This window comes from Lacisediminimonas sp., from assembly GCF_030645335.1.
Taxonomy (GTDB): domain Bacteria; phylum Pseudomonadota; class Gammaproteobacteria; order Burkholderiales; family Burkholderiaceae_D; genus Lacisediminimonas.
In genome coordinates this window covers 1-20,898 of sequence record NZ_JAUSNH010000258.1, presented here as the reverse complement: position 1 = coordinate 20,898, position 20,898 = coordinate 1, and the positions used below count along the sequence as shown (strand labels likewise).

Annotated in this window: 20 protein-coding genes and 1 tRNA gene; 9 read left to right on the top strand and 12 right to left on the bottom strand. The window is 61.9% G+C overall.

Features of this window, described 5'->3' with window-relative positions; all coding sequences use genetic code 11:
• Positions 1 to 43: 43 nt before the first annotated feature.
• Complete coding sequence (locus Q7T64_RS17760; RefSeq protein WP_304798638.1) at positions 44 to 1,036, bottom strand: 2Fe-2S iron-sulfur cluster binding domain-containing protein; 993 nt, start codon at positions 1,034 to 1,036, stop codon at positions 44 to 46.
• A gap of 222 nt (positions 1,037 to 1,258) precedes the next feature.
• Here Q7T64_RS17760 and Q7T64_RS17755 point away from each other — a divergent pair, with 222 nt between their 5' ends.
• Complete coding sequence (locus Q7T64_RS17755; protein WP_304798632.1) at positions 1,259 to 2,017, top strand: IclR family transcriptional regulator; 759 nt, start codon at positions 1,259 to 1,261, stop codon at positions 2,015 to 2,017.
• 7 nt (positions 2,018 to 2,024) lie between these two features.
• Here Q7T64_RS17755 and Q7T64_RS17750 read toward each other — a convergent pair whose 3' ends face one another.
• Positions 2,025 to 2,525, bottom strand: coding sequence for a hemerythrin domain-containing protein (locus tag Q7T64_RS17750; protein WP_304798627.1), 501 nt, complete (start codon positions 2,523 to 2,525; stop codon positions 2,025 to 2,027).
• Positions 2,526 to 2,702: 177 nt separating this feature from the next.
• Here Q7T64_RS17750 and hpaR point away from each other — a divergent pair, with 177 nt between their 5' ends.
• Complete coding sequence (hpaR, locus tag Q7T64_RS17745) at positions 2,703 to 3,164, top strand: homoprotocatechuate degradation operon regulator HpaR (RefSeq protein ID WP_304798621.1); 462 nt, start codon at positions 2,703 to 2,705, stop codon at positions 3,162 to 3,164.
• Between the two features lie 85 nt (positions 3,165 to 3,249).
• Here hpaR and Q7T64_RS17740 read toward each other — a convergent pair whose 3' ends face one another.
• Positions 3,250 to 4,047, bottom strand: a complete 798-nt coding sequence (locus tag Q7T64_RS17740) for a GntR family transcriptional regulator (RefSeq protein WP_304798616.1) — start codon at positions 4,045 to 4,047, stop codon at positions 3,250 to 3,252.
• Positions 4,048 to 4,295: 248 nt separating this feature from the next.
• On the opposite strand from Q7T64_RS17740, the gene Q7T64_RS17735 reads away from it, so the two are divergent.
• From Q7T64_RS17735 to Q7T64_RS17720, 4 genes are all read left to right on the top strand, one after another.
• Positions 4,296 to 5,750, top strand: coding sequence for a sulfatase-like hydrolase/transferase (locus tag Q7T64_RS17735; RefSeq protein ID WP_304798613.1), 1,455 nt, complete (start codon positions 4,296 to 4,298; stop codon positions 5,748 to 5,750).
• 21 nt (positions 5,751 to 5,771) lie between these two features.
• A complete protein-coding gene (locus Q7T64_RS17730) occupies positions 5,772 to 6,758 on the top strand; it encodes a tripartite tricarboxylate transporter substrate binding protein (protein ID WP_304798610.1) in 987 nt (328 codons plus the stop codon).
• 205 nt (positions 6,759 to 6,963) lie between these two features.
• Positions 6,964 to 7,305, top strand: a complete 342-nt coding sequence (locus Q7T64_RS17725; protein ID WP_304798608.1) for a DUF6516 family protein — start codon at positions 6,964 to 6,966, stop codon at positions 7,303 to 7,305.
• Entirely contained in the window at positions 7,302 to 7,703 is a 402-nt protein-coding gene (locus tag Q7T64_RS17720; RefSeq protein WP_304798605.1) for a hypothetical protein, read from the top strand. The genes Q7T64_RS17725 and Q7T64_RS17720 overlap by 4 nt, the downstream gene beginning before the upstream one ends.
• Positions 7,704 to 7,892: 189 nt before the next feature.
• On the opposite strand, the gene Q7T64_RS17715 is transcribed toward Q7T64_RS17720, so the two are convergent.
• The 3 genes from Q7T64_RS17715 to pepN all read right to left on the bottom strand — a co-directional run bounded on the left by Q7T64_RS17715 (position 7,893) and on the right by pepN (position 11,829).
• Positions 7,893 to 7,968 (bottom strand) — tRNA-Thr (locus Q7T64_RS17715).
• An 85-nt stretch (positions 7,969 to 8,053) separates the two neighbouring features.
• Positions 8,054 to 9,058 (bottom strand): class 1 fructose-bisphosphatase, encoded by a 1,005-nt coding sequence (locus tag Q7T64_RS17710; RefSeq protein ID WP_304798601.1) that lies wholly within the window; start codon positions 9,056 to 9,058, stop codon positions 8,054 to 8,056.
• Between the two features lie 80 nt (positions 9,059 to 9,138).
• The gene (pepN, locus tag Q7T64_RS17705) at positions 9,139 to 11,829 is read right to left on the bottom strand and encodes an aminopeptidase N (protein WP_304798598.1); all 2,691 of its coding nucleotides are present in this window, start codon (positions 11,827 to 11,829) and stop codon (positions 9,139 to 9,141) included.
• Between the two features lie 61 nt (positions 11,830 to 11,890).
• Between pepN and Q7T64_RS17700 the strand changes: the two genes are divergently transcribed.
• Together Q7T64_RS17700 and Q7T64_RS17695 are read left to right on the top strand one after the other, a co-directional pair.
• The gene (locus tag Q7T64_RS17700) at positions 11,891 to 12,253 is read left to right on the top strand and encodes a hypothetical protein (protein WP_304798595.1); all 363 of its coding nucleotides are present in this window, start codon (positions 11,891 to 11,893) and stop codon (positions 12,251 to 12,253) included.
• A gap of 168 nt (positions 12,254 to 12,421) precedes the next feature.
• Entirely contained in the window at positions 12,422 to 13,105 is a 684-nt protein-coding gene (locus Q7T64_RS17695; RefSeq protein ID WP_304798592.1) for a DUF4136 domain-containing protein, read from the top strand.
• A gap of 79 nt (positions 13,106 to 13,184) precedes the next feature.
• On the opposite strand, the gene Q7T64_RS17690 is transcribed toward Q7T64_RS17695, so the two are convergent.
• The 6 genes from Q7T64_RS17690 to Q7T64_RS17665 all read right to left on the bottom strand — a co-directional run bounded on the left by Q7T64_RS17690 (position 13,185) and on the right by Q7T64_RS17665 (position 20,190).
• The gene (locus tag Q7T64_RS17690; RefSeq protein ID WP_304798590.1) at positions 13,185 to 15,374 is read right to left on the bottom strand and encodes a DUF1631 family protein; all 2,190 of its coding nucleotides are present in this window, start codon (positions 15,372 to 15,374) and stop codon (positions 13,185 to 13,187) included.
• 267 nt (positions 15,375 to 15,641) lie between these two features.
• Positions 15,642 to 15,806, bottom strand: coding sequence for a hypothetical protein (locus tag Q7T64_RS17685; RefSeq protein WP_304798588.1), 165 nt, complete (start codon positions 15,804 to 15,806; stop codon positions 15,642 to 15,644).
• Positions 15,807 to 15,827: 21 nt separating this feature from the next.
• A complete protein-coding gene (locus tag Q7T64_RS17680; protein WP_304798585.1) occupies positions 15,828 to 16,802 on the bottom strand; it encodes a quinone oxidoreductase in 975 nt (324 codons plus the stop codon).
• A gap of 94 nt (positions 16,803 to 16,896) precedes the next feature.
• The gene (locus Q7T64_RS17675) at positions 16,897 to 17,685 is read right to left on the bottom strand and encodes an SDR family oxidoreductase (RefSeq protein ID WP_304798581.1); all 789 of its coding nucleotides are present in this window, start codon (positions 17,683 to 17,685) and stop codon (positions 16,897 to 16,899) included.
• 8 nt (positions 17,686 to 17,693) lie between these two features.
• Positions 17,694 to 18,602, bottom strand: a complete 909-nt coding sequence (locus Q7T64_RS17670) for a DMT family transporter (protein WP_304798578.1) — start codon at positions 18,600 to 18,602, stop codon at positions 17,694 to 17,696.
• Positions 18,603 to 18,660: 58 nt separating this feature from the next.
• A complete protein-coding gene (locus tag Q7T64_RS17665) occupies positions 18,661 to 20,190 on the bottom strand; it encodes a helicase HerA-like C-terminal domain-containing protein (RefSeq protein WP_304798575.1) in 1,530 nt (509 codons plus the stop codon).
• A 224-nt stretch (positions 20,191 to 20,414) separates the two neighbouring features.
• Here Q7T64_RS17665 and Q7T64_RS17660 point away from each other — a divergent pair.
• A partial coding sequence (locus tag Q7T64_RS17660; RefSeq protein WP_304798572.1) for a YebC/PmpR family DNA-binding transcriptional regulator occupies positions 20,415 to 20,898 on the top strand: 484 nt, incomplete at its 3' end.

Genomic DNA, 20,898 nt, shown 5'->3' with positions numbered 1-20,898 from the left:
CTTGATTGGTGTGGGTTCTTTTACAGTCGATGCAAGGCGGCGTTCAGGCAAAGCGCTCGCACAGGGCTTCTTTCGGATTCATGCCGCGTGCGGCCAGCGCTTGTCGGCCGGCTTCCACCATCGGTGGCGGGCCGCACAGGTAGACGCGGGTATCTGCGTGCAAATCGAGTTCGCGGATCAGGTCGGTCGCATAGCCGCTGCTGCAGCCCGGCGCGTCGCCGCTCTCGGCGGCATACCGGATGCGCAAGGCCGGCATGCGGGCGGCCAGTTGCTGCAATTGTTCCCGCGCGAAGAGGTGGTCCACGGTACGGGCGCCGACCAGCAGCGTGGTGTCGCCCTCCTGCTGCGGGCCGTCCGCGGCCAGTTGCTCCAGCATGGACAGGAAAGGCGCCAGGCCAGTGCCGCCAGCCACGAACAGTCGCGGCTTGGGCTCGCGCCGCAAGAAGAAAGTACCGCGCGGCGGACTCATCTCCACCGCATCACCCGCCTTGGCCGAAGCCAGCCAGCTGGAGAAAAATCCCCCCGGCACCAGGCGAATGTAGAAGACCAGGTTGCTGGCGCCCGACTCGTTTGCCATGGAATAGGAGCGCCACTCGCCCTCACCGTCAGGCCGGATGCGCACATACTGGCCCGGATGGAATTCGAGGCAATCCTTGACCTGTACTTCGAGCCGGACCACCTCTGCGGCCACCGGCGCGATCGACAGGACTGTTCCCGGTAGCGCCGCTTCTTCAGCACCGACTTCGGACGAGTCGTAGGGAATCTCGACCACGCATTCTTCCTTGACGGTGGCCACGCAGGTCAGGATGGCGCCGGCTTCGCGCTCGTCATCCGGCAAGACGGCACGGTCATAAGCGCCAAGGTCGACAGTGCCGGAAACCAATTGCGCAACGCAGGTTCCGCACTTGCCGTTGGCGCAATCGGTCAGCAAAGGCAGGCCGGCTTCCACGGCGGCTTCGAGCAGGTTTTGTCCGCAGCTCGCCTGCAAGCGTTGCGCAACGCCGTCTGCGAATACGAGGGTGACGGCGAACGTCATTGGTATGTCTCCATAGAATTTACGGACGTCCCGGGTGAAGTGAATCCGGCGGCCATTATTTTTCTTTGTTGTCCATCTGGTGGACTGATGTATCATTATACGGACATAACGCCGGAAAAATCAAGCGCCCGCAAAAAGCACTTCGGGCCCGGACCTGGCATAGCAAAAATGGAAAGCAGTGGCCGCTATAATCCGCGGCATCTCATGGACAGCAGGGACAGAATGAACAATGACAAAAGCGACGGCAGCGTCCGTGCAGTGGACCGCGCACTCGATATACTCGCCGCGTTTTCCCCGGCCGATTTCGAATTGACCGCGGCGGAATTGCTCAAGCGGGTCGACCTGAGCCGGCCGACCTTGTACCGGCTGCTGCACACGCTGGAGCAGAAAAATTTCCTGGTTTCTTCCGGCGATCCCCAGCGCTTTCGCCTTGGCCCGGCGATTGCCAAGCTGGCGCATGTCTGGACATCGACCCTGGATGTAGCGTCCCTCGCCATGCCGACGATCAAGCGTATCTGGGGCGAAACCGGCGAAACCGTCGCGCTGTTCCTGTCCGATGGCACTGCGCGCGTATGCGCGGCCGAGTTGCCAAGCACCCAGCCGCTGAGCTTCAAGCGTGGCGTGGGCTATCGGGAAAGCCTTTCACTGGGCGCCAGCGGGCGGGCCATTCTCGCTTTTTCGGCAATGACCGAAGCAGAGGAAAAATCCTGGGCGAAGGCGGCCGGCAAGGATGCCGCATCCTACGCAATGGAACTCAAGCAAACCCGCAAGCGCGGCTATGCGATGAGCCGGGATGAATTGATTGAAGGGGCGGTCGCTGTGGCGGTGCCTCTCTATGCACCTGACCGGACGGTGATGGGTTCCCTGGGTGTATTCGGCCCCAGCGTGCGGCTCGACCAGCAACGCATGGAAGGCATCGCCAGCCTGCTGCAACAAGCCGCGCAGGAGGTTTCACGCGCGCTGGGCGGCGGCAGCGCCTGAGGCTGCGTTACGGCTGCCCTTCCTGCCCCTCGCCAGGAATGCGGCTGCTGCTTTGCACGCCGCGACGGATCACGACCGGGGCGCCGCCGGTGCGCTGCTTGCTGATCCACTGCGCAAGGGCCGCGTCCATATAGTCCGCATGGCCGGGGAACCAGTTTGTCAATTCACGGGCAAGCCGGCGGCCGTTATCAACATCGCCCCCCTGGCGCAGATATTCCTGCACCTCGTGCACTGACTTGAGTACCGCCTGGTGCTCGCCGATGTGACATTCCCGCGGCGGGAAGGCGGTGGATTCCATCCACTCCCGCTCCTCTTCGAAGTGCTGTTCGGTGTGCTCTGCAAAGCGATCCAGGCAGCTGGCAAAGTCCTTGTCATCGACCGTCAGCAAGCGATTCACCAGATCAACGAATTCGCGGTGGGTCTCATCCATTTGAGGCAAGCCCAGCAGGAAAGCATCCGTCCACGGAAACACGATCTCCTTCGGTTCGTTCTCGGTCATTCCTTCCATTTTCCTTCCTGTCGCAAGTCGCTGTTCGGTTAGCCGGACAAGCCAGGCCAGCCACGAAAAATTCGTTCACATTTTATCATTCTGCACTACCATACGAGCGAAGAGAATCGATAGAATCGTCGATAGCCAGCTGTCGCGCGGCCCATCGCACCTTAACCGTCTCCGCCGAGAAAAAAATTGCCTGATCGAGTTTTCCAACGACGTAACCTGCCCCACCTCCTGCTACAAGCGCGCGAAGCGCTGATGACCCGGTTCCGCCCTTTCCTGAACGCCAACGGGATCACCGAACAGCAATGGCGCATCATCCGAAGTCTCTATGAGAATGGCGAAACGGAGCCGCGCACCTTGTCGGACGCCTGCCAGATCTCCGGGCCAAGCATCAGCGGAATGCTGGTTCGCATGGAAGAGCAGGGAATGGTGAAGCGCGTGCGCATGGACAGCGATCAACGCCGCATGCTGGTATCACTGACGCCCACGAGCCGTGCCCTGGTGCGAAAGATGATGCCCAAGGTCGACCGCAACTACGGCTTGCTGGAAGAAGAAATCGGGGAAAAGGTGATGGAAGACGTGTACCAGGTGATCGATCAATTGCTCGATCGCTTGAAGCAGCTCGACAAGGATGCGGCTGCCGGCAATTGATGTCGTTCAAGCCTGACGCTGCCGCTCATCAGTGATGCCACCCGGCTGATAGACATGCAGGCTGGACAGTTCCGGCAAGCCGGCATCAGGGTTTGGCGCGTTCAAGATTGGAGAGAACCACGCTGAGCTGGTACACGTCGGGCCGCAGGAAGTGGGTCGTCATTTCCACCGGCCGGCCCTTTTCATCGCGCGTGATGCGGTCCAGCACCAGCAGGAAGGAACTCTGCGACACATTCAATGCCGAGCTGATCGCAGCCGAGGGCTGGCGGCAGCTGACCAAGAACTCGGCGCGCGCCAGCTTGACCTTGAGCTTCTTTTGCAGGATGTCGTACATGGGGCTCGACTCGACGTCCGCGCGGCTGATCTTGCGGCCCAGGGGCAGTGGCACGGTCATGCGGGTTATGGCATGCGGCACGCCGCGGGAGACATAGAGGCGCAAATAGGACAGCACAGGCCGCTCCCATTCGTTCAGTGCATCGGGCAGGTCGGGGTCCTGGTTCCACGCAAAATCGGTGATCTCGGTACGGATGTCCTCGCCAACCTGGCTGAAGGTCTCCGCGAAGGGCGCCATGCGATCAATCGAGTGCACGATTTGCGGCATGGGGCGCGCAACGAAAGTGCCTTTGCCTTGCCGCCGCACCAAGATACCCTCGTCAACCAGGCGCTGCACCGCCTTGCGGATCGTGCTGCGGCTGACGGCGAATGACGCCATCTGCGATTCTTCAGTCGGAAACTGGCTGCCGGCGCCGCTGGCATGCAGGGACGCCCGCATGCGGTCGGCAATTTGCTCATACAGCGGCAGCGGACTGTCCCGCTGCAGGCCTTGCAGCGCGGCCTCCCGGTTTCCCTTCGCCTCAATTGCACTCTTCGTTGTACGCGCCATTCGTGAATTCCCGGAAACGAAACCGAATACTAACGTATGCATACGTCTCGCAGAAGAGATTCACGGCGCATCCCGATGCGCCGCCGATTGCATCCGGTACTAAACGTATGCTAATGTCTGCCTATATAAGCAGTCAACCGCATCTTCATAGCGGGCTGAGGTGAATGGGAAAGGAAGTCGACGCCCATTCCTGGCGCCCCGCGCGTTGGCTGCGACGATACCGATCATCAATTTCACCCAGAGAAGAAATGCGCGCACCTAACCTACTGATCATCATGTCCGACGAACACAACCCGAAGGTCCTGGGTTGCAACGGACATCCGGTTGTCGAGACACCCAACCTCGATGCATTGGCCGCCAGCGGCACCATGTTCACTTCGGCCTACACCACCAGCCCGGTCTGCATTCCGGCGCGTGCCGGCTTCGCCTGCGGCAAGTACATCAACCAGATCGGTTTCTGGGACAACGCCGACGCCTACGACGGCAGCGTGTCGAGCTGGCACCACGAGCTGCGCAATCGCGGCCACCGCGTCGTCTCGATCGGCAAGCTGCACTTCCGCGAGGCGGGGGAAGACCATGGCTTCTCGGAAGAACAAATCCCGATGCACATCCTGGGCGGCAAAGGCGACCTGATGGGCCTGGTGCGCGATGAGCTGCCACGCCGCGGCGGCGCCAAAAAGATGGCCGCGATGGCGGGTCCGGGCGAATCGCCCTACACCTTCTATGACAAGGACATCTGTTCCCGTGCACAGGTTTGGCTGCGCGAGCAGGGCACGCAGGATGCCGACAAGCCGTGGGTACTGTTCGTATCCTTCGTCGCACCGCATTTCCCGCTCACGGCCCCGCCCGAGCACTACTACAAATACTGGAACCGCGAGCTGCCGATGCCCAGCATGTATGCACGCGAACAGCGCCCCACCCATCCGTATCTCGAGGATTACCGCAACAGCTTCTGCTACGACGATTACTTCGAATCGGAATCCGACGTGAAACGCGCGCTGGCAGGCTACTTCGGCCTGGTTTCCTATCTCGACGAAAACGTCGGCAAGCTGATGACTGCGTTGAACGAGTCAGGCCTGGCCGGCAACACCCGCGTGATGTACACCAGCGACCACGGCGACAACCTTGGCGCGCGCGGACTATGGGGCAAGTCCACCATGTTCGATGAAATCGCAGGCGTTCCCTTGATCATGTCCGGACCCGGTATACCGCGCGGCAAGAAGATCACCACGCCGGTCAGCCATGTGGATTGCTATCCGACCATTGTCGAAACCGTGGGCGTTCCGTTTGAAGAAGTCCGGGACGGGCATCTCGGCGTGTCGCTGATTGACATCGCTGCCGGAGCACAGCCAAGCCGCACAGTACTGTCGGAATATCACGGCATGGGATCCACCACCGGCGCCTTCGCCATCCGGCTGGGTAAATGGAAATACATCCATTACGTGAAATATACGCCCCAGCTTTTTGACCTGGAAAACGATCCGGACGAGATCCACGATCTCGGCGGCGACCCCGCCATGCGCGGCATCCTGGCCGAATGCCGGCAGGCGCTTCTTTCAGTCTGCGACCCCGACGAAGTGGACCAGCGGGCCAAGGCGCGCCAGGCAGAGCTGCTGGCGGCCAACGGCGGACGGGAAGCAGTCATTGCGCGCGGCGACCTGGGATTTACCCCGGCGCCCGGTTTCGCAGCCGAGATGCAATAACAATTATCCGACGGAGACAACATGAACAAGATAGTCCGGTTTTCGATACAGCTTGCAGGCGTCGCCTCGCTCGCGCTGGCAAGCAGTTTTTCCATTGCACAGGACTGGCCCTCCAAGCCAATCCGCGTGATCGTGCCCTACCCTGCTGGTGGCGGTGTCGATTTCGTTTCCCGTACCGTTGCGCAACGACTCAGCGAAGTCTTGAAGTCAACGGTAGTCGTTGAGAACCGTGCCGGTGCTTCCGGCGCGATTGGGGCCGAGGCCGTGGCACGTAGTGCGCCGGACGGCTACACGATACTGATCGCCTCGCCGGCGGAGGTGGTCGTCAGTCCCATCTCGGGCAAGAAGCTGAGCTATTCCGTAGAACGCGACCTGAGCCCGGTCATTCTCATTGGCGAAACGCCGCTGGTGCTGGCGGCCCATCCGTCGTTTCCCGCCAAATCAGTCAATGAAATGCTTGCACTGGTCCGGTCTGCGCCGGGCAAGTACTCCTATGGCAGCCCCGGCACCGGCAGCAGCATGCACTACGCCGGCGAGTCCCTGAACGCCATGGGCAAGATCGACTTGCAGCACGTTCCCTACAAGGGGGCAGCACCCGCCGTGGCGGACCTGGTCGGCGGGCAGATTCCAATGGGCATCGTCGGCATGCCGCCGACCGTGCCGTTTGCCAAGACCGGCAAACTCCGGATCCTGGCCGTGACCAGCGCCAAACGCTCCGTAGCCATGCCTGAGGTTCCCACACTCGCGGAGCTGCCAGGCTTCGCAGGCTATCGATTCACCAACTGGATGGGCGTGTACGTCGCCGCCAAGACGCCGCAAGCGGTGGTTGACAAGCTGTCTGCCACGATCGCACAGATCGTGAAGGAACCCGCGATTCGCACCAAGCTTCTTGCCCAGGGTGTGGAGCCCGCCGGTGGATCGACCGCCGACTTCGTCGCTTTCCTGAACGGCGAAAGGGAGACCTACACCAAGGTGGGACGTGAGCGGGGTATTCGTTCTGAGGACTGAACGGTAGCAGGCCAGACGGGGGAGGTGGTCCTGGCGGGCCGCCTTCGCTGCTTTGGGCACGGTGGTGGGGTGCACACCCATCAAGCCGTTCGTCATCGCGACGAAGAAGCCGCCGGCTCGAATTCCCGCGCGTCTCGGCACCGTGGTGCCCCCCCCAAGGGTAATCGACTAGCACCACTTGACAACAGCCATGATTTTAAACATCATGACTGAACATATGAAACGACCGAAGAAACAGGAAATCTACGCCCCTGCGGACGTGAAGATTCCCAGCCGACTCGGCGGCGGTATCTTGAAGGAGCGGGTGATTCGTGAATTGCCCACAAAAAAAGTCGTCAGTTATGCGCTCGCATACATCAACCCACTGATCTTCAGTGGTGACAACGGTCGGGTGCTTGGTTATGACAACAGCCACGGCTACACTCACCGGCACTACATGGGTTCCATAGTCCCTGACCCGTTCACCGGCTACGAAGATCTATATGAGCGGTTCGAGCGGGAATGGCAAGAGATTGCCGTCAAGTTCGTCAACGGAGAGCAAATATGACGAAAAAAAAGATCACCCTGGAAGACTTTGCAAAGATTCCTGCCTTGAACGCTCGCTCGATCAAGAGCAAGGAGGTCGCACGCGCGTTGGATGAGCAAGCCGATTCGTTGCCATATTCGAAGGTTTTCACCAGTTTCGAGTTTGAAGACTTTCTGAGTCAGCTCACCCCGAAGCGATTCGAATTGCTGCGCATTGCCAGTAAAGGGCGGCACTCCATTGCAGACCTCGCTATCGCCTCACACCGCAACCCCAGCGCGGTGTCGAGAGACGTTTCCAAGCTGTCAGCGCTCGGCCTCGTCAAGGTGGAGTCCGTCAGCAATGAAGGACATGGCCGAAAGAAGGTAGTGATACCTGTGGCAAGCACAATCTCCATCAACGCCTGCATTGCTGCTGCGTAAGGCTGGTGGGTGGGGTCAGGTCTTGACTTTTACTGCACAACCGTTCGGCACGTTAAATGCAGGACCTGAGTCCATCCCTCCAAAATGCCTGACACGGAGGAGATCGCAGCATCCGTCATGCACCAGCAGAAATGCGTGGACGCACAAAGAAAAAGGGCCCCGTCTTGTGAACGGAGCCCTTTAATTCTTTGGTGCTGATGACCGGAATCGAACTGGTGACCTACTGATTACGAATCAGTTGCTCTACCAACTGAGCTACATCAGCGAAGGCCGCATTCTAGCAAAAAAACCGCCCTTCCTGCGAGTACTAGTTTCGAACTGCTCGCCGGCATGCGCCCGCGTGGCCGATTTCACTCCTCGCGGTGGTACCCGGTAACCCGCTCCACTTCACTCCTGGACCCCAGGAAAACCGCTACCCGCTGATGCAGTTTCTCAGGCTGGATGTCCAGTATCCGCTGCTTGCCGTCCGTAGCCGCCCCGCCCGCCTGTTCGACGATGAAGCTCATCGGGTTGGCTTCATACATCAGCCGCAGCTTGCCAGGCTTGTCCGGCTCACGCGCGTCGGCGGGGTACATGAACACGCCGCCGCGGGTCAGGATGCGGTGCACGTCGGCCACCATCGAGGCCACCCAGCGCATAGTGACGTCCGTGCCGCGCGGGCCGGTCTTGCCGGCCAGCAGTTCGCCCACATAGCGCTGCACCGGCGGATACCAGTGGCGGGCGTTGGAGGCGTTGATCGCGTATTCCTTTGTTTCTTCCGGAATCGTGCCTTGCTGCATGGTCATGACCCATGAGCCCATCTCGCGGTCGAGCGTGAAGGCTTGCACGCCGTTGCCGGTGGTCAGCACCAGCACCGTTTGCGGGCCGTAGATCGCGTAGCCAGCGGCGACCTGGCGGGTGCCGGCCTGCAGGAAGTCGGATTCGGTCGGGGTGGTCATGCCCTCGGGCGCTTTCAGCACCGAGAAAATGGTGCCGATCGAGACGTTGACGTCGATGTTGCTGGAGCCGTCCAGCGGATCGAACAGCAACAGGTATTCGCCCATCGGATAACGGTTGGGAATCGGGTGGATGGTTTCCATTTCTTCCGACGCCATCGCAGCGAGGTGGCCGCCCCATTCATTGGCCTGCAACAGGTAGTCGTTGCAGATGATGTCGAGCTTTTTCTGGACCTCGCCCTGCACGTTTTCCGATTCTGCGCTGCCAAGCACTTCGCCGAGTTCGCCCTTGCCGACGGCGTGTGAAATGGTCTTGCAGGCGCGCGACACGACTTCAATCAGCAAGCGCAACGACGCCGGTATGCTGTTGTGCAGGCGCTGCTCTTCGATCAGGTGCTGGGTCAGGCTGATGCGTTTCATGTGGGTCCCTTGGCTACTTTTGTATTTTCTTTATGTTGCTGCTGATGCCGCTTGATTGGCGTGCGGCGCGGCTTTTAGTTTCAGTCGGCCAGCGCCTTGCTGATGACTTCCTGCACGTCCCGCGACAGCTTGCGCGTGGCGGCCACCCGCTCCAGCGCGGCCCGCATGTGGCATTGCAGCTCGGGCACGTACTTGCGCCAGCGGTCCAGCGTGCGTGCCAGCCGGGCGGCAACTTGCGGGTTGATGGCGTTCAGGGCAATCACCTGGTCGGCCCAGAATGCATAACCGCTGCCATCCGGCGCATGGAAGCGGGCCGGATTGCCGTTGCAGAAGCTGAAAATCAGGCTGCGCGCGCGGTTCGGGTTTTTCAAGGTAAAGGCGGGATGATTCATCAACTGCCGGATCTTGTCCAGCGTGGCGGTGCGCGCCATGGCTTGCAGGGTGAACCATTTGTCGACCACCAGCGGGTCGTCGCGGAAGTCTTCATAGAAGCGCGCCAGGGCGGCGTCGCGGACGGCGGCATTGCTGTTGACGAGTGCCGACAGCGCGGCAATGCGTTCGGTCATGTTGCCGGCGTCATCGGATTGCTGGCGCGCCATCGCATGCGCGATTTCGTCGTCCAGCTCGGCCAGGTAGGACAGCGCGACATTGCGCAGGCCGCGCTTGCCGGCGCTGGCGGCGTCCGGGCTGTAGGCGCCCGGCGTGGCATTGGCTTCGTAGACTTGTTCCAGCTCAGGACGCAATGCCCGGGCCAGTTGCAGGCGCATGAACTGGCGCGCGCTATGGATTGCTTGCGGATCGATTGCTTCCATCTGCTCGGCGATGATGGTTTCGGACGGCAGCATCAGCACCTGTTCGCGGAACGCCGGGTCCAGGCTGTCGTCGGCCAGCGTGATGCGCATGCTGTCGATCAGCGCGTCATGTTCCGGCAGCGTGGCGGCAAGATCGGCGGCGTTGATGACGGCATGCGTCAGGTTCAACAGCCGGCGGGCCGCCAGCCGCTGCCCGGCTTCCCAGCGGTTGAACGGATCGGTGTCATGCCGCATCAGGAAAGCCAGTTCGCGGTCGCTGTATTCATAGTCCAGGTGGACCGGCGCCGAGAAGTTGCGCAGCAACGAGGCAATCGGTTCCTGGTCGATGCCGGTGAAGCGGAAGCTTTGCGTGGCTTCGGTCAGTTCCAGCACCAGCGTGCCACTTGCTGCGGCCGGGGGGCTTTGCGGCTGGCCACTGGCCGCTGCGGTGTCGAGCCGGAGCGGCAGCTCGCGCCCCTGGCTGTCGAGCAGGCCGACCGCCACCGGTATGTGGAAGGGCAGCTTGTGCTCTTGCCCTGGCGTGGCCGGGCAGGATTGGGTGAGCCGGATTTCATAGCTGCGCTGAACGGCGTCGTAGTGCGTCTGCACCGCAATGCGCGGCGTGCCGGCCTGGCTGTACCAGCGCTCGAACTGGTCCAGGTCGCGGCCGTTGGCGTCGGCCATCGCGGCGCGAAAGTCGTCGCAGGTGACGGCCTGGCCGTCGTGCCGGGCGAAGTACAGGTCCATGCCGGCGCGGAAGCCGTCCCGCCCCAGCAAGGTCTGGTACATGCGGACGACTTCGGCGCCTTTTTCGTAGATGGTGACGGTATAGAAATTATTGATCTCGACGTAGGCGTCGGGGCGCACCGGATGCGCCATCGGGCCGGCGTCTTCGGGGAATTGCGCCTGGCGCAGCACGCGCACGTCTTCGATGCGCTTGACGGCGCGGCCGCTGTCGGTGCCGATCATGTCGCCGGAAAATTCCTGGTCGCGGAATACGGTCAGTCCTTCCTTCAACGATAGCTGGAACCAGTCGCGGCAAGTGACGCGGTTGCCGGTCCAGTTATGGAAGTATTCGTGGCCGACCACGGCTTCGATGTTGGCGTAGTCGGTGTCGGTGGCGATGCGCGGATTGGCCAGCACGTACTTGGTGTTGAAGATGTTGAGGCCCTTGTTCTCCATCGCGCCCATGTTGAAGTCGCCGACGGCGACGATCATGAAACGGTCCAGGTCGAGTTCCAGCCCCCAGCGCTGTTCGTCCCAGGTGATGCTGCGCTTGAGCGAGTCCATCGCATGCTGGGTCTTGTCGAGGTTGCCCTCCTCCACCCACACTTGCAGCAGCGCCTCGCGGCCCGAGGCCAGCGTCATGTGCTCCTGCTGGCAAACAAGTTGACCGGCGACCAGCGCGAACAGGTAGGACGGTTTCTTGAACGGATCTTCCCACAGCGCGTAGTGGCGGCCGTCGCCCAGGTCGCCTTGCTCGATCAGGTTGCCGTTGGAGAGCAGCACCGGATATTTTTTTCGGTCGGCGCGCAGCATGACGGTGAAGCGCGCCATGACGTCCGGGCGGTCGGGAAAGTAGGTGATCTTGCGAAAGCCTTCGGCCTCGCATTGAGTGAAGAAGTTGCCGTTGGAGACGTACAGGCCCATCAGCGTGGTGTTGCGCTCGGGCGCGATCAGGGTTTCGATGTCGAGCGTGACGTGTTCGGGGGCGACGAGGATGCGCAGTACGCCGTCATCGATCTGGTAGGCGCGGCGCGACAATGGGCGGCCGTTCATGCGTAGTTGCACCAGTTTCAGGCCATCGCCGTACAGCAGGATCGACTTGCCGCTGGCGTCCGGATTGCGGGTCATGGTCAGGCGGGTGGCGACGCGGGTCTGGGCGGGGTCAAGGTCAAAACCCATTTCCACGGTATCGACGCGGTAATTGGGGCTGCTGTACTCGCTGCGATAGATGGCGTTGCTGGTGTCGGTACGCATGGGCGGGGGCTATCTTTCAAAAGAGCGCAAAATACGATTTTACCAATCGTGGAGTGCGCCAATGGGATCTATATCGAAGTTATCGGCATCCTTGCCGGCCAGCGCGCTGCTGGCAGGCTTGCTGTTGCTGGCGTCTTGCACCCAGGAACAACAGAACCAGATCAGCCGCAGCGTGCAGAACTGGACCGGCACCAATGGCGTGCTGGAAGTGTACGCCGGCGAAAAACTGGTCAGGCGCTTTGTAAAAATCGACAAGATGACGACCGGCACCGGCACCAACGACGGCCAGGCGCGTTCTTACCGCTATGGTTATGGCGTGCTGGACGAGAACTTCAACATGGTGGCCGACCCCGGTGAAAAAAAGGTGTATTTCGAAGTCAGCGACTATGGCAGCAACTATATTTTCTTTGAGAACCCGCGCTAGCGCGGCGATGTTCACAATCAATTTCTGCCGAGATATTGACGCCGGTCAATAACTTGCTTGCCAGCGCGGATACCGTTCGCCGCTACCGGTGTTGCGGATGGCGCCCGGAATGAACGGGATGTCCGCAGCAAGCTAGTGCAAGCCGTCAATCACGAATCGAGGAGTGCCATGCAGATTCAGTACAGCAGTTTGTGGCGATGGATGGCGACAGCGTGCCTGGTGGCGCTGGCAACAGGCTGCGCCAGCACGATCAGTAACCAGGTCACTGCATTCCATGACTGGCCGGCCGACCTGCCGGAAAAGACCTATGCCCTCGCGCGCACGGCGGAACAGGCAAACGACCTTGAGTACCGCACCTATGAACAATTGCTGCGGTCAGAATTGGCGCGACTCGGGTTCGAGGAACAGCAGGCAGCGCCGCCGGCACGACTCAAGGTGCGGATGCAGTACAAATGGTCGGTGCGCGACGTGCAGGTGTTCCAGCCGGTCGCCGATCCGTTCTATTACCCCTGGGGCTGGGGTGGCTGGCCGGGGATGGGGCTGGGCCCGTGGCAAGGGCCGCAGGGCTATTACCCGCCGGGCGTGTACTACCCGGGCAATTTCGGGCCGCCCGTCGTGCAGCAACAGGAGACGCGCTACCAGATGTACAAGCGCCAGCTCAAGATCATGATCAGCGATGCCGCCAGCGGCCGTAATCTGTTTGACGTGACGGTCAACAGCGACGACAGCAAGGGTCCGCTGGCCGAAGTGATGCCGTACATGATGCGCAGCGCATTCACCGATTTTCCGGGGCCCAACGGGGTGCCCAGGGTGGTGGAGCTGAAGATGGAGAAAAGAAAACCGGCGCCTTGATTTCAGTCCGGATTTGATCCGACGTCAGTCCGGCTTGGGCCGGGCTGGCATCGGGCTTGCCTCCGGCTTGCGTCCGGATTCAGTCCGTGCCCAGCACCGCATCGAGCGCACGGTCCACCACGCGGTCAAGCGCAACGGTTCGCGCCCGTCCTTGCTGTAGCGCCAGGTCGACCTCGGTGGCCGCAAGCAGCAAGGTCTTGCTGCCGCCGCGGCCGGCAAAGATGAACTGGCTGCGGGCGGGACTGATCCACGCCAGTTTCATGTAACGCAGCGTTCCGTCCTGGTCTTGCAGTGCCAGCCAGTCGCCGTGGCACAAGCCGGCTGAGCGCATATTGTCTGGCGAGGTCCCTTGCGGCGCATTGCGGCGGGCGCGCGCAAGGCTGCGTTCGCTGGCGCGGCGCGCGATCGCAATCTCGGCTTCCACCCGGGCGCTGCTGTTGTTGTTCTGGATGCGCACCACGGCGGCATGCCGCTGCGCCAGCAGCGCAAAAAAGCGCACCCGTTCAGGCTCATCCCACTTGATGGCATTGAGCCAGGCGTTGACGTTGCCCAGAATGGTCGGCAAGCGCTCCAGCAATTGCTTGCGTTCGGCGGCGTCTGCCTTGACTTGCAGGCTCCAGATCAAGTCGTCCATCGCGCTCAATGCGCGCTCCAGCATCTCGGGTTTTTTCTCGCGGATGCTGTAGGCCAGCGTGAGTATGCGCAGCCACTGGGTTTCCAGGAAGGATTCGACAAATTGCGGCACGGCGCCGGTATCGAGACGCTGCGTCAGTTGGGCGTGCGCGGCCTGTTGCGCGTTGTACAGTCGTTCGGCGCGCAGGCCGGCGGCAATCGGCACGGCCAGCACGTTATCCATGGCGCGCTGCTCATCGGCGAGGAAAGCGTCGAGCTGCCCGCACAGGTCGACGAACAAGAAGGTCTTCTGGTCGAATTCGGTCATCACGCGCTGCACGATCTGCGACATCGTCACCAGCAGCGGATCGTCCTGGCCGCGCGCAACGTCCCAGCCGACGCTGCAGGCGACCATCTTGTCGACCAGCAGCCGGGCCGGATGGGTGCGGTTGATGAAGAACTTGCGATCCATCAAGGCGGCTTTGAGCAGCGGGATCTGCAGGCGGACCAGCAAATGTTTTACTGGAACCGGGATCTGCTGCGCAGCCAGCAGGTAATCGACAATGCGGGCCAGCAGTTCGATCGTGTTGTCGTCGACAGTGGTCAATACCCCGTCCGGCAATCCGCTGCGGATGTGACGCAATACGGTCGCTGTGGCCGCTGGCGCAGCCGCGCCCGTGTCCGTTCCGGCCGCATCGCCCACGCTGGCGTCGAGTTGCTGCTGCAGGCGGGTCAGGTGGCCAAACAGACGCGGACCGACGGCGACATTGATGGTATTGGCCTGCCAGTTGCCCACTGCATCCTGGGCGCCGAACAGGTCGGGCAGGTTCAGGTGGTCGGCGACTTCGGCTGCTTGCCCTTTGCCCGGTGAAAGCAGCCAGTCGCGCACGCGGTTGTAGTGCTTGCCGCGCGCCAGCAGGATCGGCGAGGTGGTGGCGGCAAACGTGGCGGTCGCCATTTCCCGCTTGCGCGCGCGCACCGCCGCTTTTATATCGGGCAGGATGCCTTTCCCGGCCAGCGCGGCATTGAGCGCAGCATATACGGCGTCCAGCCGTAGGAAACAGCCTGGTCCAAGCTGTCCCAGCATGACCCGCAGCGAGGCGCGTTCGCCGTCAATATTGCGCCAGGCCTGGCATACCGACTGCACGAAGACTTGCGGCCGCCACGGGTTGGTGTCGGTATCGATCCGTTCCCGGCCGAGCAGCGCGGCAATGCGCACGTTGAGTTCTGCCAGCGCGTCGGCACAATGCTGTTCGAGCGCCAGGTTGACCTCGTCTTGCAGGACCTGGTCTTCCATCGCTTCGAAATTGTCGGCCTTGGGGTCCAGGCGCGGTGCTGCCGGCCGGCCCAGCTCCAGGTCATGCAGGGCGGCGGCCGTGTTGGTGTGGATGATTTCGGACAGGGTTTCGCAAAACACCGGCGCCTGGTTGCGCAGGTAGTTGTAGGCGTGAAAGCTGGCTTGTTCTTCGGCCGGACGCAGGCTGGTCTCGGACAGCTTGAGCAGGGCGTCGGCCAGCCGATAGCGAAATGCCTCGATTTGCGCACCCGCCAGGGCGTGGCCGATATCGACCAGCTTGGGCAACAACGCCGCCTGCCGAACAGGGGCATCGGCCGGGATGGGGCCGGCGGGGCTTGCTGGTATGGTGGAATGCTGCATCGCGCGGTGGCCGGGAAGTGGAGTTTCTTCTCAGCAAATTCTACGACCCTGCCCGCGCCAGCCGCAACGCGGTATTTGTAACACGATGCAATCGTCAACACCGGCGCTGGCAGCCGATTGGCAGCCGGCGTGCGGCGCACAATACTGGTTCAATCCGGCTTGATTCGGCTGCGTTCAGGCGGGCTTTCCCTTCCAGCAAATGCAGCCGCGCCGACAGGAAATCGCCGGCCTGCCAAAGCTGCGGCAGGCCGGGCGCAGTGTCCTTGCCTATCCGACCAGCCAGGCTTGCGATGCCCAGGTCACGAAGCCGACAAAGGCGACCGCCAGCGCCAGCACGATCAGCAGCCGGCCAAACTTGGGCGAGCCGTCTGCGCTGCCTGATTCTTCTTCCGGATGCTTCATCGGATTGGCGTCTTCCAGTTCATCTTTCATGGGAATCCCGACCAAGGACGCTTATGGCAACAGTATCGTCGAGCCAGTGGTCTGGCGCGACTCCAGCGCAATATGCGCTTGCGCGACATCTTTCAATGCATAGCGCTGGTTGATCTCGATCTTGACCTTGCCGCTTTCGACCATGCCGAACAGGTTGGCGGCCATGGCTTCGAGCGTGTCGCGCTTGGTGATGTGGCTAAACAGCGTCGGACGGGTGATATACAGCGAACCGCGGTTGACCAGTTCATTGAGCGTAAATGCCGGCACCGGGCCCGACGCACTGCCGAAACTGACCATCATGCCCAGCGGCGCCAGGCTGTCGAGGGAACCGGTGAAGGTGTCGGCGCCGATCGAGTCATACACCACCGGCACGCCGCGCCCGCCCGTGATTTCCTTGACCCGCTGGCTGAAATTTTCAGTCTTGTAGTTGATCACGTGGGCGCATCCGTGCGCCTTGGCGATTTCGCCTTTCTCGTCGGAACCGACGGTGCCGATCATGGTCACGCCGATCGCTTTCGCCCATTGGCAGGCAATCAGGCCAACGCCGCCGGCGGCAGCATGGAACAGGATGGTTTCGCCGCCTTTCAACGGAAAGGTGCGGTTGAACAGGTATTCGACCGTGAACCCCTGCAGCATCATGGCGGCGGCAGTTTCGAATTCGATCGAATCGGGCAGCTTGACCAGGAAGCTGGCCGGCATGGTGCGCGCTTGGGAATACGCGCCGGGCGGACGGGCGGCATAGGCAACCCGGTCACCGGGCGCAACATGGGTCACGCCGGGGCCGACGGCTTCGACCGTGCCGGCGCCTTCCATGCCCAGTCCGGCCGGCAGCGGCTGCGGATACATGCCGGTGCGGAAATAGACGTCGATGTAGTTCAGGCCGCAGGCGGCGTGGCGCACCAGTGCTTCACCCGGTCCGGGCTGGCCGACTTCGACATCGACGTATTCCATTACTTCGGGTCCGCCGTTCTTGGTGATGCGTATGGCTTTGGTCATTGCTGGTCTCGATGTGATTGTTGGTTGCTGCTGCATTGTTGGCGTCGGTGCGGCCTATGATACCTGCGCCCGGCCAGGGCGTTGCGCCACCCGCTTACATGGTGCCGGGATAGTCGCCGCCGTCGAGCAGGATGTTCTGTCCGGTCATGTAGCTGGTGTGCGTACTGCACAGGAAGGCACAGCAAGCGCCGAATTCCGCGGGCGTGCCAAAGCGTTTGGCCGGATTGGCCTTGCGCCGGGACGCCGTCATTTCTTCCGCAGTCTTGCCGGCAGTTTTTGCCATGTTGGCGAAGTTCGATTTCAGGCGGTCGGTGTCGAACGGGCCCGGCAGCAAGTTGTTGATCGTGACGTTATGCGCCACCACCTGGCGCGACAGGCCGGCGACAAAGCCGGTCAGTCCGGTGCGCGCGCCGTTGGACAGGCCCAGGTTGGACAGCGGCGCCTTGACAGCAGCCGAAGTGATATTGACGATACGGCCAAACTTGCGTGCAATCATGCCATCCACGGTAGCCTTGATCAGTTCAATTGGCGTGAGCATGTTGGCGTCGAGCGCGGCAATCCAGTCACTGCGCTCCCAGTCGCGAAAGTCGCCCGGCGGCGGTCCGCCTGCGTTCGTGACCAGGATGTCCGGTTCGCCACAGGCCGCCAGCGCCAGTGCCCGGCCTTCCGGCGTGGTGATATCGCAAGCCACTGCCTGTACCGTGGCGCCGGTTGCGGCGGCCATGACGCGGATTTCCCCGGCCGTTTTCTCCAGGTCGGCGGCGGTGCGGGCAACGATGGTCACATGCGCGCCTTCCATTGCCAGCGCTTCGGCGCAGGCCCGTCCCAGCCCCTTGCTGGCGCCGCACACCAATGCTTTCTTGCCACGAATTCCCAGGTCCATTTCAGCTCCTATGTTTTCTTTTTCGTCAGCAGGTAAATGCCGGCCAGCACCAGCGCCGTGCCGGCCAGTTGTATCGTCGTGACCGGCTCGTCCAGGATCAGCGCGCCCATCACGAGGATGGACACCGGCCCGATCATGCCGGCCTGCGCCGTGCTCGGCGCGCCGATGCGCTCCACGGCGATCATGGTAATGAAAACCGGCAACACCGTGGACAGCACCGCGTTGCCGATCGACAGCAGGTACACCGGCGTCGGCTGCAGCAGATAACTGAAGGGCCGCAACAGCAAGAACTGCAATATGCAGGCCACGCTCGCGACGCACATGGCATAGGCCACCAGCCGCAGGGCGCCGGTCCGGCGCACCAGCTGGCCTGACATGATCAGGTACACGGCATAGGAGATCGCACTGCCAAGCGTGAAGGCGCTTCCCAGGGCGACGTTGTCGCCGCCGGTGCGAACGTCGTGCGCGAACACCAGCACGGTACCGGAGTAGGATATCGCCAGTGCCAGCAATTCAATCAGGCCGATGCGTCTTTTCAGGAAGATCACCGACAGCAGCAGCACGAACGACGGTGTCAGGAACAGGATCAGACGTTCCAGCCCGGTGGAAATGTATTGCAGGCCAATGAAACTGAAAAAGCTCGACAGGTAATAGCCGACCAGCCCGAGGAATACGACACGCAGGCGGTCGCCGGCCGAGAGCGGCTTTGCATTGCGCCCGGTCCACAGTGCGGCCGCGACGAAGAACGGCACCGAAAACAGCATGCGGAAACCCAGCAGGGTCACGGCATCGACGTCGTAGCGATAAATCAGTTTGGCAAAAATGGCTTTGGCAGAAAACAGGATCGCGCCAAGCATGGCAATGGCCAGGCCGATGAGGAACTCACGCCTGGCGAGTGGTGATGCAATACTTGTCATCCCGCAATTGTACGGGATGTCCGCAGCGCAGGATGAAGCCAGCGCGAGTGCGCCCGGCCTATTTTCCCTTGAGCAGCGAGCCCAGCACCCCCCGCACAATCGCTCGCCCGACCGATGAGCCGACTGTTCGTGCCGCCGACTTGAATGCTGCCTCCAGCATGGTGTCCTTGCGGCTCGCGCCGCGGCCTGTACCCTTGCCGGAAGCACCGCTGCCGAACAGGTCGCCAAAGGCGTCCTGGACGCGCCCGCCGATGCTCGCCTCCTGCGCTTGCTGCGCCGGCTGCTCGCCGCCGGTGGCCGGCTGGGCCTGCATCGCCCTGCCCTTCAATTTTTCGTAGGCCGATTCCCGGTCCACCGTCTTTTCGTAGATGCCGGCAACCACCGACTGGCCGATCAATTCGCGCCGCTCTTCGGGCGTCAGGGGGCCGATGCGCGACGCCGGCGGCAGTATATAGGCGCGTTCTACCGGGTGCGGCGTGCCTTTTTCATCGAGGAAGGACACCAGCGCTTCACCGACGCCAAGCTCGGTGATCGCTTTGGCGGTGTCGAGCCCCGGGTTGGCGCGGAAGGTTTCGGCCGCTGCCTGCACCGCTTTCTGGTCGCGCGGCGTGTAGGCGCGCAGCGCATGCTGCACGCGATTGCCCAACTGGCCCAGCACGGTGTCGGGTATGTCGAGCGGATTTTGCGTCACGAAATACACGCCGACGCCCTTGGATCGTATCAGGCGCACCACTTGCTCGATCTTTTGCAGCAATACCCGCGGCGCTTCGGCGAACAGCAGGTGGGCTTCATCGAAAAAGAACACCAGCTTGGGTTTGTCGAGGTCGCCTACTTCGGGCAGTTGCTCGTACAGCTCCGACAACATCCACAGCAGGAAAGTGGAATACAGCCGCGGCGCCTGCAGCAATTTGTCTGCGGCCAGGATGTTGACCAGGCCGCGGCCTTTGGCGTCGGTCTGCAGCAAGTCGTCGATATTGAGCATCGGCTCGCCAAAAAACCGGTCGCCGCCCTGCTCTTCGACGCTCAGCAAGCCGCGCTGGATCGCGCCCACGCTGGCGGCGGAAATATTGCCGTATTCAGTCTGGAAGGTCGATGCGTTTTCGGCGACGTGCTGCAGCATGGCGCGCAAGTCCTTGATGTCGAGCAGCAGTAGTCCCTGGTCGTCGGCAATCCGGAACGCCAGTTGCAGCACGCCGGCCTGGGTTTCGTTCAGGTTCAGCATGCGCCCCAGCAACAGCGGTCCGAGGTCGGAAATCGTGGCCCGCACCGGGTGGCCCTGTTCGCCAAACACATCCCAGAACGTGACCGGACTGCCGGCCCACGCCGGTTCGGCCAGGCCCAGGGATTTCAGCCGGCTGGACAGCTTGGGCGTGGCGGTCCCGGCCTTGGCAATACCCGACAGGTCGCCTTTCACGTCCGCCATGAAGACCGGTACGCCAATGTCGGACAGCGCCTGCGCCAGCACTTGCAGCGTGACGGTCTTGCCAGTACCGGTTGCGCCGGTAATGCAGCCGTGGCGGTTGGCCAGCTGCGAAAGGAGCACCAGCTCATGCTGGCTATTTTTTGCAATCAACAGGGGGTGGCTCATATTTTTTCGGGTCTTTACAGTGCCGGTTGGCAGGGGGCCTTATGCTAGAATCGGCCTTCCGGATGCAGGCCAAAAATCGATTATTCTGCAATTGCAGAACGCTTGTTCAGCGATTGCTCAGCAATTATCCAGCGGTTTTTCAGGCAGGCATTGTCGGAACCGGCAGGCGGCTCCGGATTCCTTGTACCACGCCGTTTTGTATCACAAGTTTGGGAAGATTCGTCATGGCTGGACACAGCAAATGGGCCAACATCAAGCATAAAAAGGCCGCCACCGACGCCAAGCGCGGCAAGGTCTGGACCCGCCTGATCAAGGAAATCACCGTCGCAGCCCGCCTGGGCGGCGGCGACATCAGCGTCAATCCGCGGCTGCGGCTGGCGGTGGACAAGGCGGCCGACGCCAATATGCCCAAGGACAACGTCAACCGCGCCATCCAGCGCGGCACCGGCGGGCTCGACGGCGCGAACTATGAAGAGATCCGCTACGAAGGCTACGGCATCAACGGCGCGGCCATCGTGGTCGACTGCATGACCGACAACCGGGTGCGCACCGTGGCCGAAGTACGCCATGCGTTTTCCCAGTTTGGCGGCAACATGGGCACCGAAGGCTCGGTTGCGTTCCGGTTCACCCATTGCGGGCAGTTGCTGATTGCGCCCGGCACCGATGAAGACGCGCTGATGGAAGCCGCGCTCGAAGCCGGCGCCGACG

Bases quoted from the DNA above. Each gene is read 5' to 3' on its own strand.
- Q7T64_RS17760 (WP_304798638.1), bottom strand. From the start codon at position 1,036: ATGACGTTCGCCGTCACCCTCGTATTCGCAGACGGCGTTGCGCAACGC.
- Q7T64_RS17755 (WP_304798632.1), top strand. From the start codon at position 1,259: ATGAACAATGACAAAAGCGACGGCAGCGTCCGTGCAGTGGACCGCGCA.
- Q7T64_RS17750 (WP_304798627.1), bottom strand. From the start codon at position 2,525: ATGGAAGGAATGACCGAGAACGAACCGAAGGAGATCGTGTTTCCGTGG.
- Q7T64_RS17740 (WP_304798616.1), bottom strand. From the start codon at position 4,047: ATGGCGCGTACAACGAAGAGTGCAATTGAGGCGAAGGGAAACCGGGAG.
- Q7T64_RS17735 (WP_304798613.1), top strand. From the start codon at position 4,296: ATGCGCGCACCTAACCTACTGATCATCATGTCCGACGAACACAACCCG.
- Q7T64_RS17730 (WP_304798610.1), top strand. From the start codon at position 5,772: ATGAACAAGATAGTCCGGTTTTCGATACAGCTTGCAGGCGTCGCCTCG.
- Q7T64_RS17725 (WP_304798608.1), top strand. From the start codon at position 6,964: ATGACTGAACATATGAAACGACCGAAGAAACAGGAAATCTACGCCCCT.
- Q7T64_RS17720 (WP_304798605.1), top strand. From the start codon at position 7,302: ATGACGAAAAAAAAGATCACCCTGGAAGACTTTGCAAAGATTCCTGCC.
- Q7T64_RS17710 (WP_304798601.1), bottom strand. From the start codon at position 9,058: ATGAAACGCATCAGCCTGACCCAGCACCTGATCGAAGAGCAGCGCCTG.
- pepN (WP_304798598.1), bottom strand. From the start codon at position 11,829: ATGCGTACCGACACCAGCAACGCCATCTATCGCAGCGAGTACAGCAGC.
- Q7T64_RS17700 (WP_304798595.1), top strand. From the start codon at position 11,891: ATGGGATCTATATCGAAGTTATCGGCATCCTTGCCGGCCAGCGCGCTG.
- Q7T64_RS17695 (WP_304798592.1), top strand. From the start codon at position 12,422: ATGCAGATTCAGTACAGCAGTTTGTGGCGATGGATGGCGACAGCGTGC.
- Q7T64_RS17690 (WP_304798590.1), bottom strand. From the start codon at position 15,374: ATGCAGCATTCCACCATACCAGCAAGCCCCGCCGGCCCCATCCCGGCC.
- Q7T64_RS17685 (WP_304798588.1), bottom strand. From the start codon at position 15,806: ATGAAAGATGAACTGGAAGACGCCAATCCGATGAAGCATCCGGAAGAA.
- Q7T64_RS17680 (WP_304798585.1), bottom strand. From the start codon at position 16,802: ATGACCAAAGCCATACGCATCACCAAGAACGGCGGACCCGAAGTAATG.
- Q7T64_RS17675 (WP_304798581.1), bottom strand. From the start codon at position 17,685: ATGGACCTGGGAATTCGTGGCAAGAAAGCATTGGTGTGCGGCGCCAGC.
- Q7T64_RS17670 (WP_304798578.1), bottom strand. From the start codon at position 18,602: ATGACAAGTATTGCATCACCACTCGCCAGGCGTGAGTTCCTCATCGGC.
- Q7T64_RS17665 (WP_304798575.1), bottom strand. From the start codon at position 20,190: ATGAGCCACCCCCTGTTGATTGCAAAAAATAGCCAGCATGAGCTGGTG.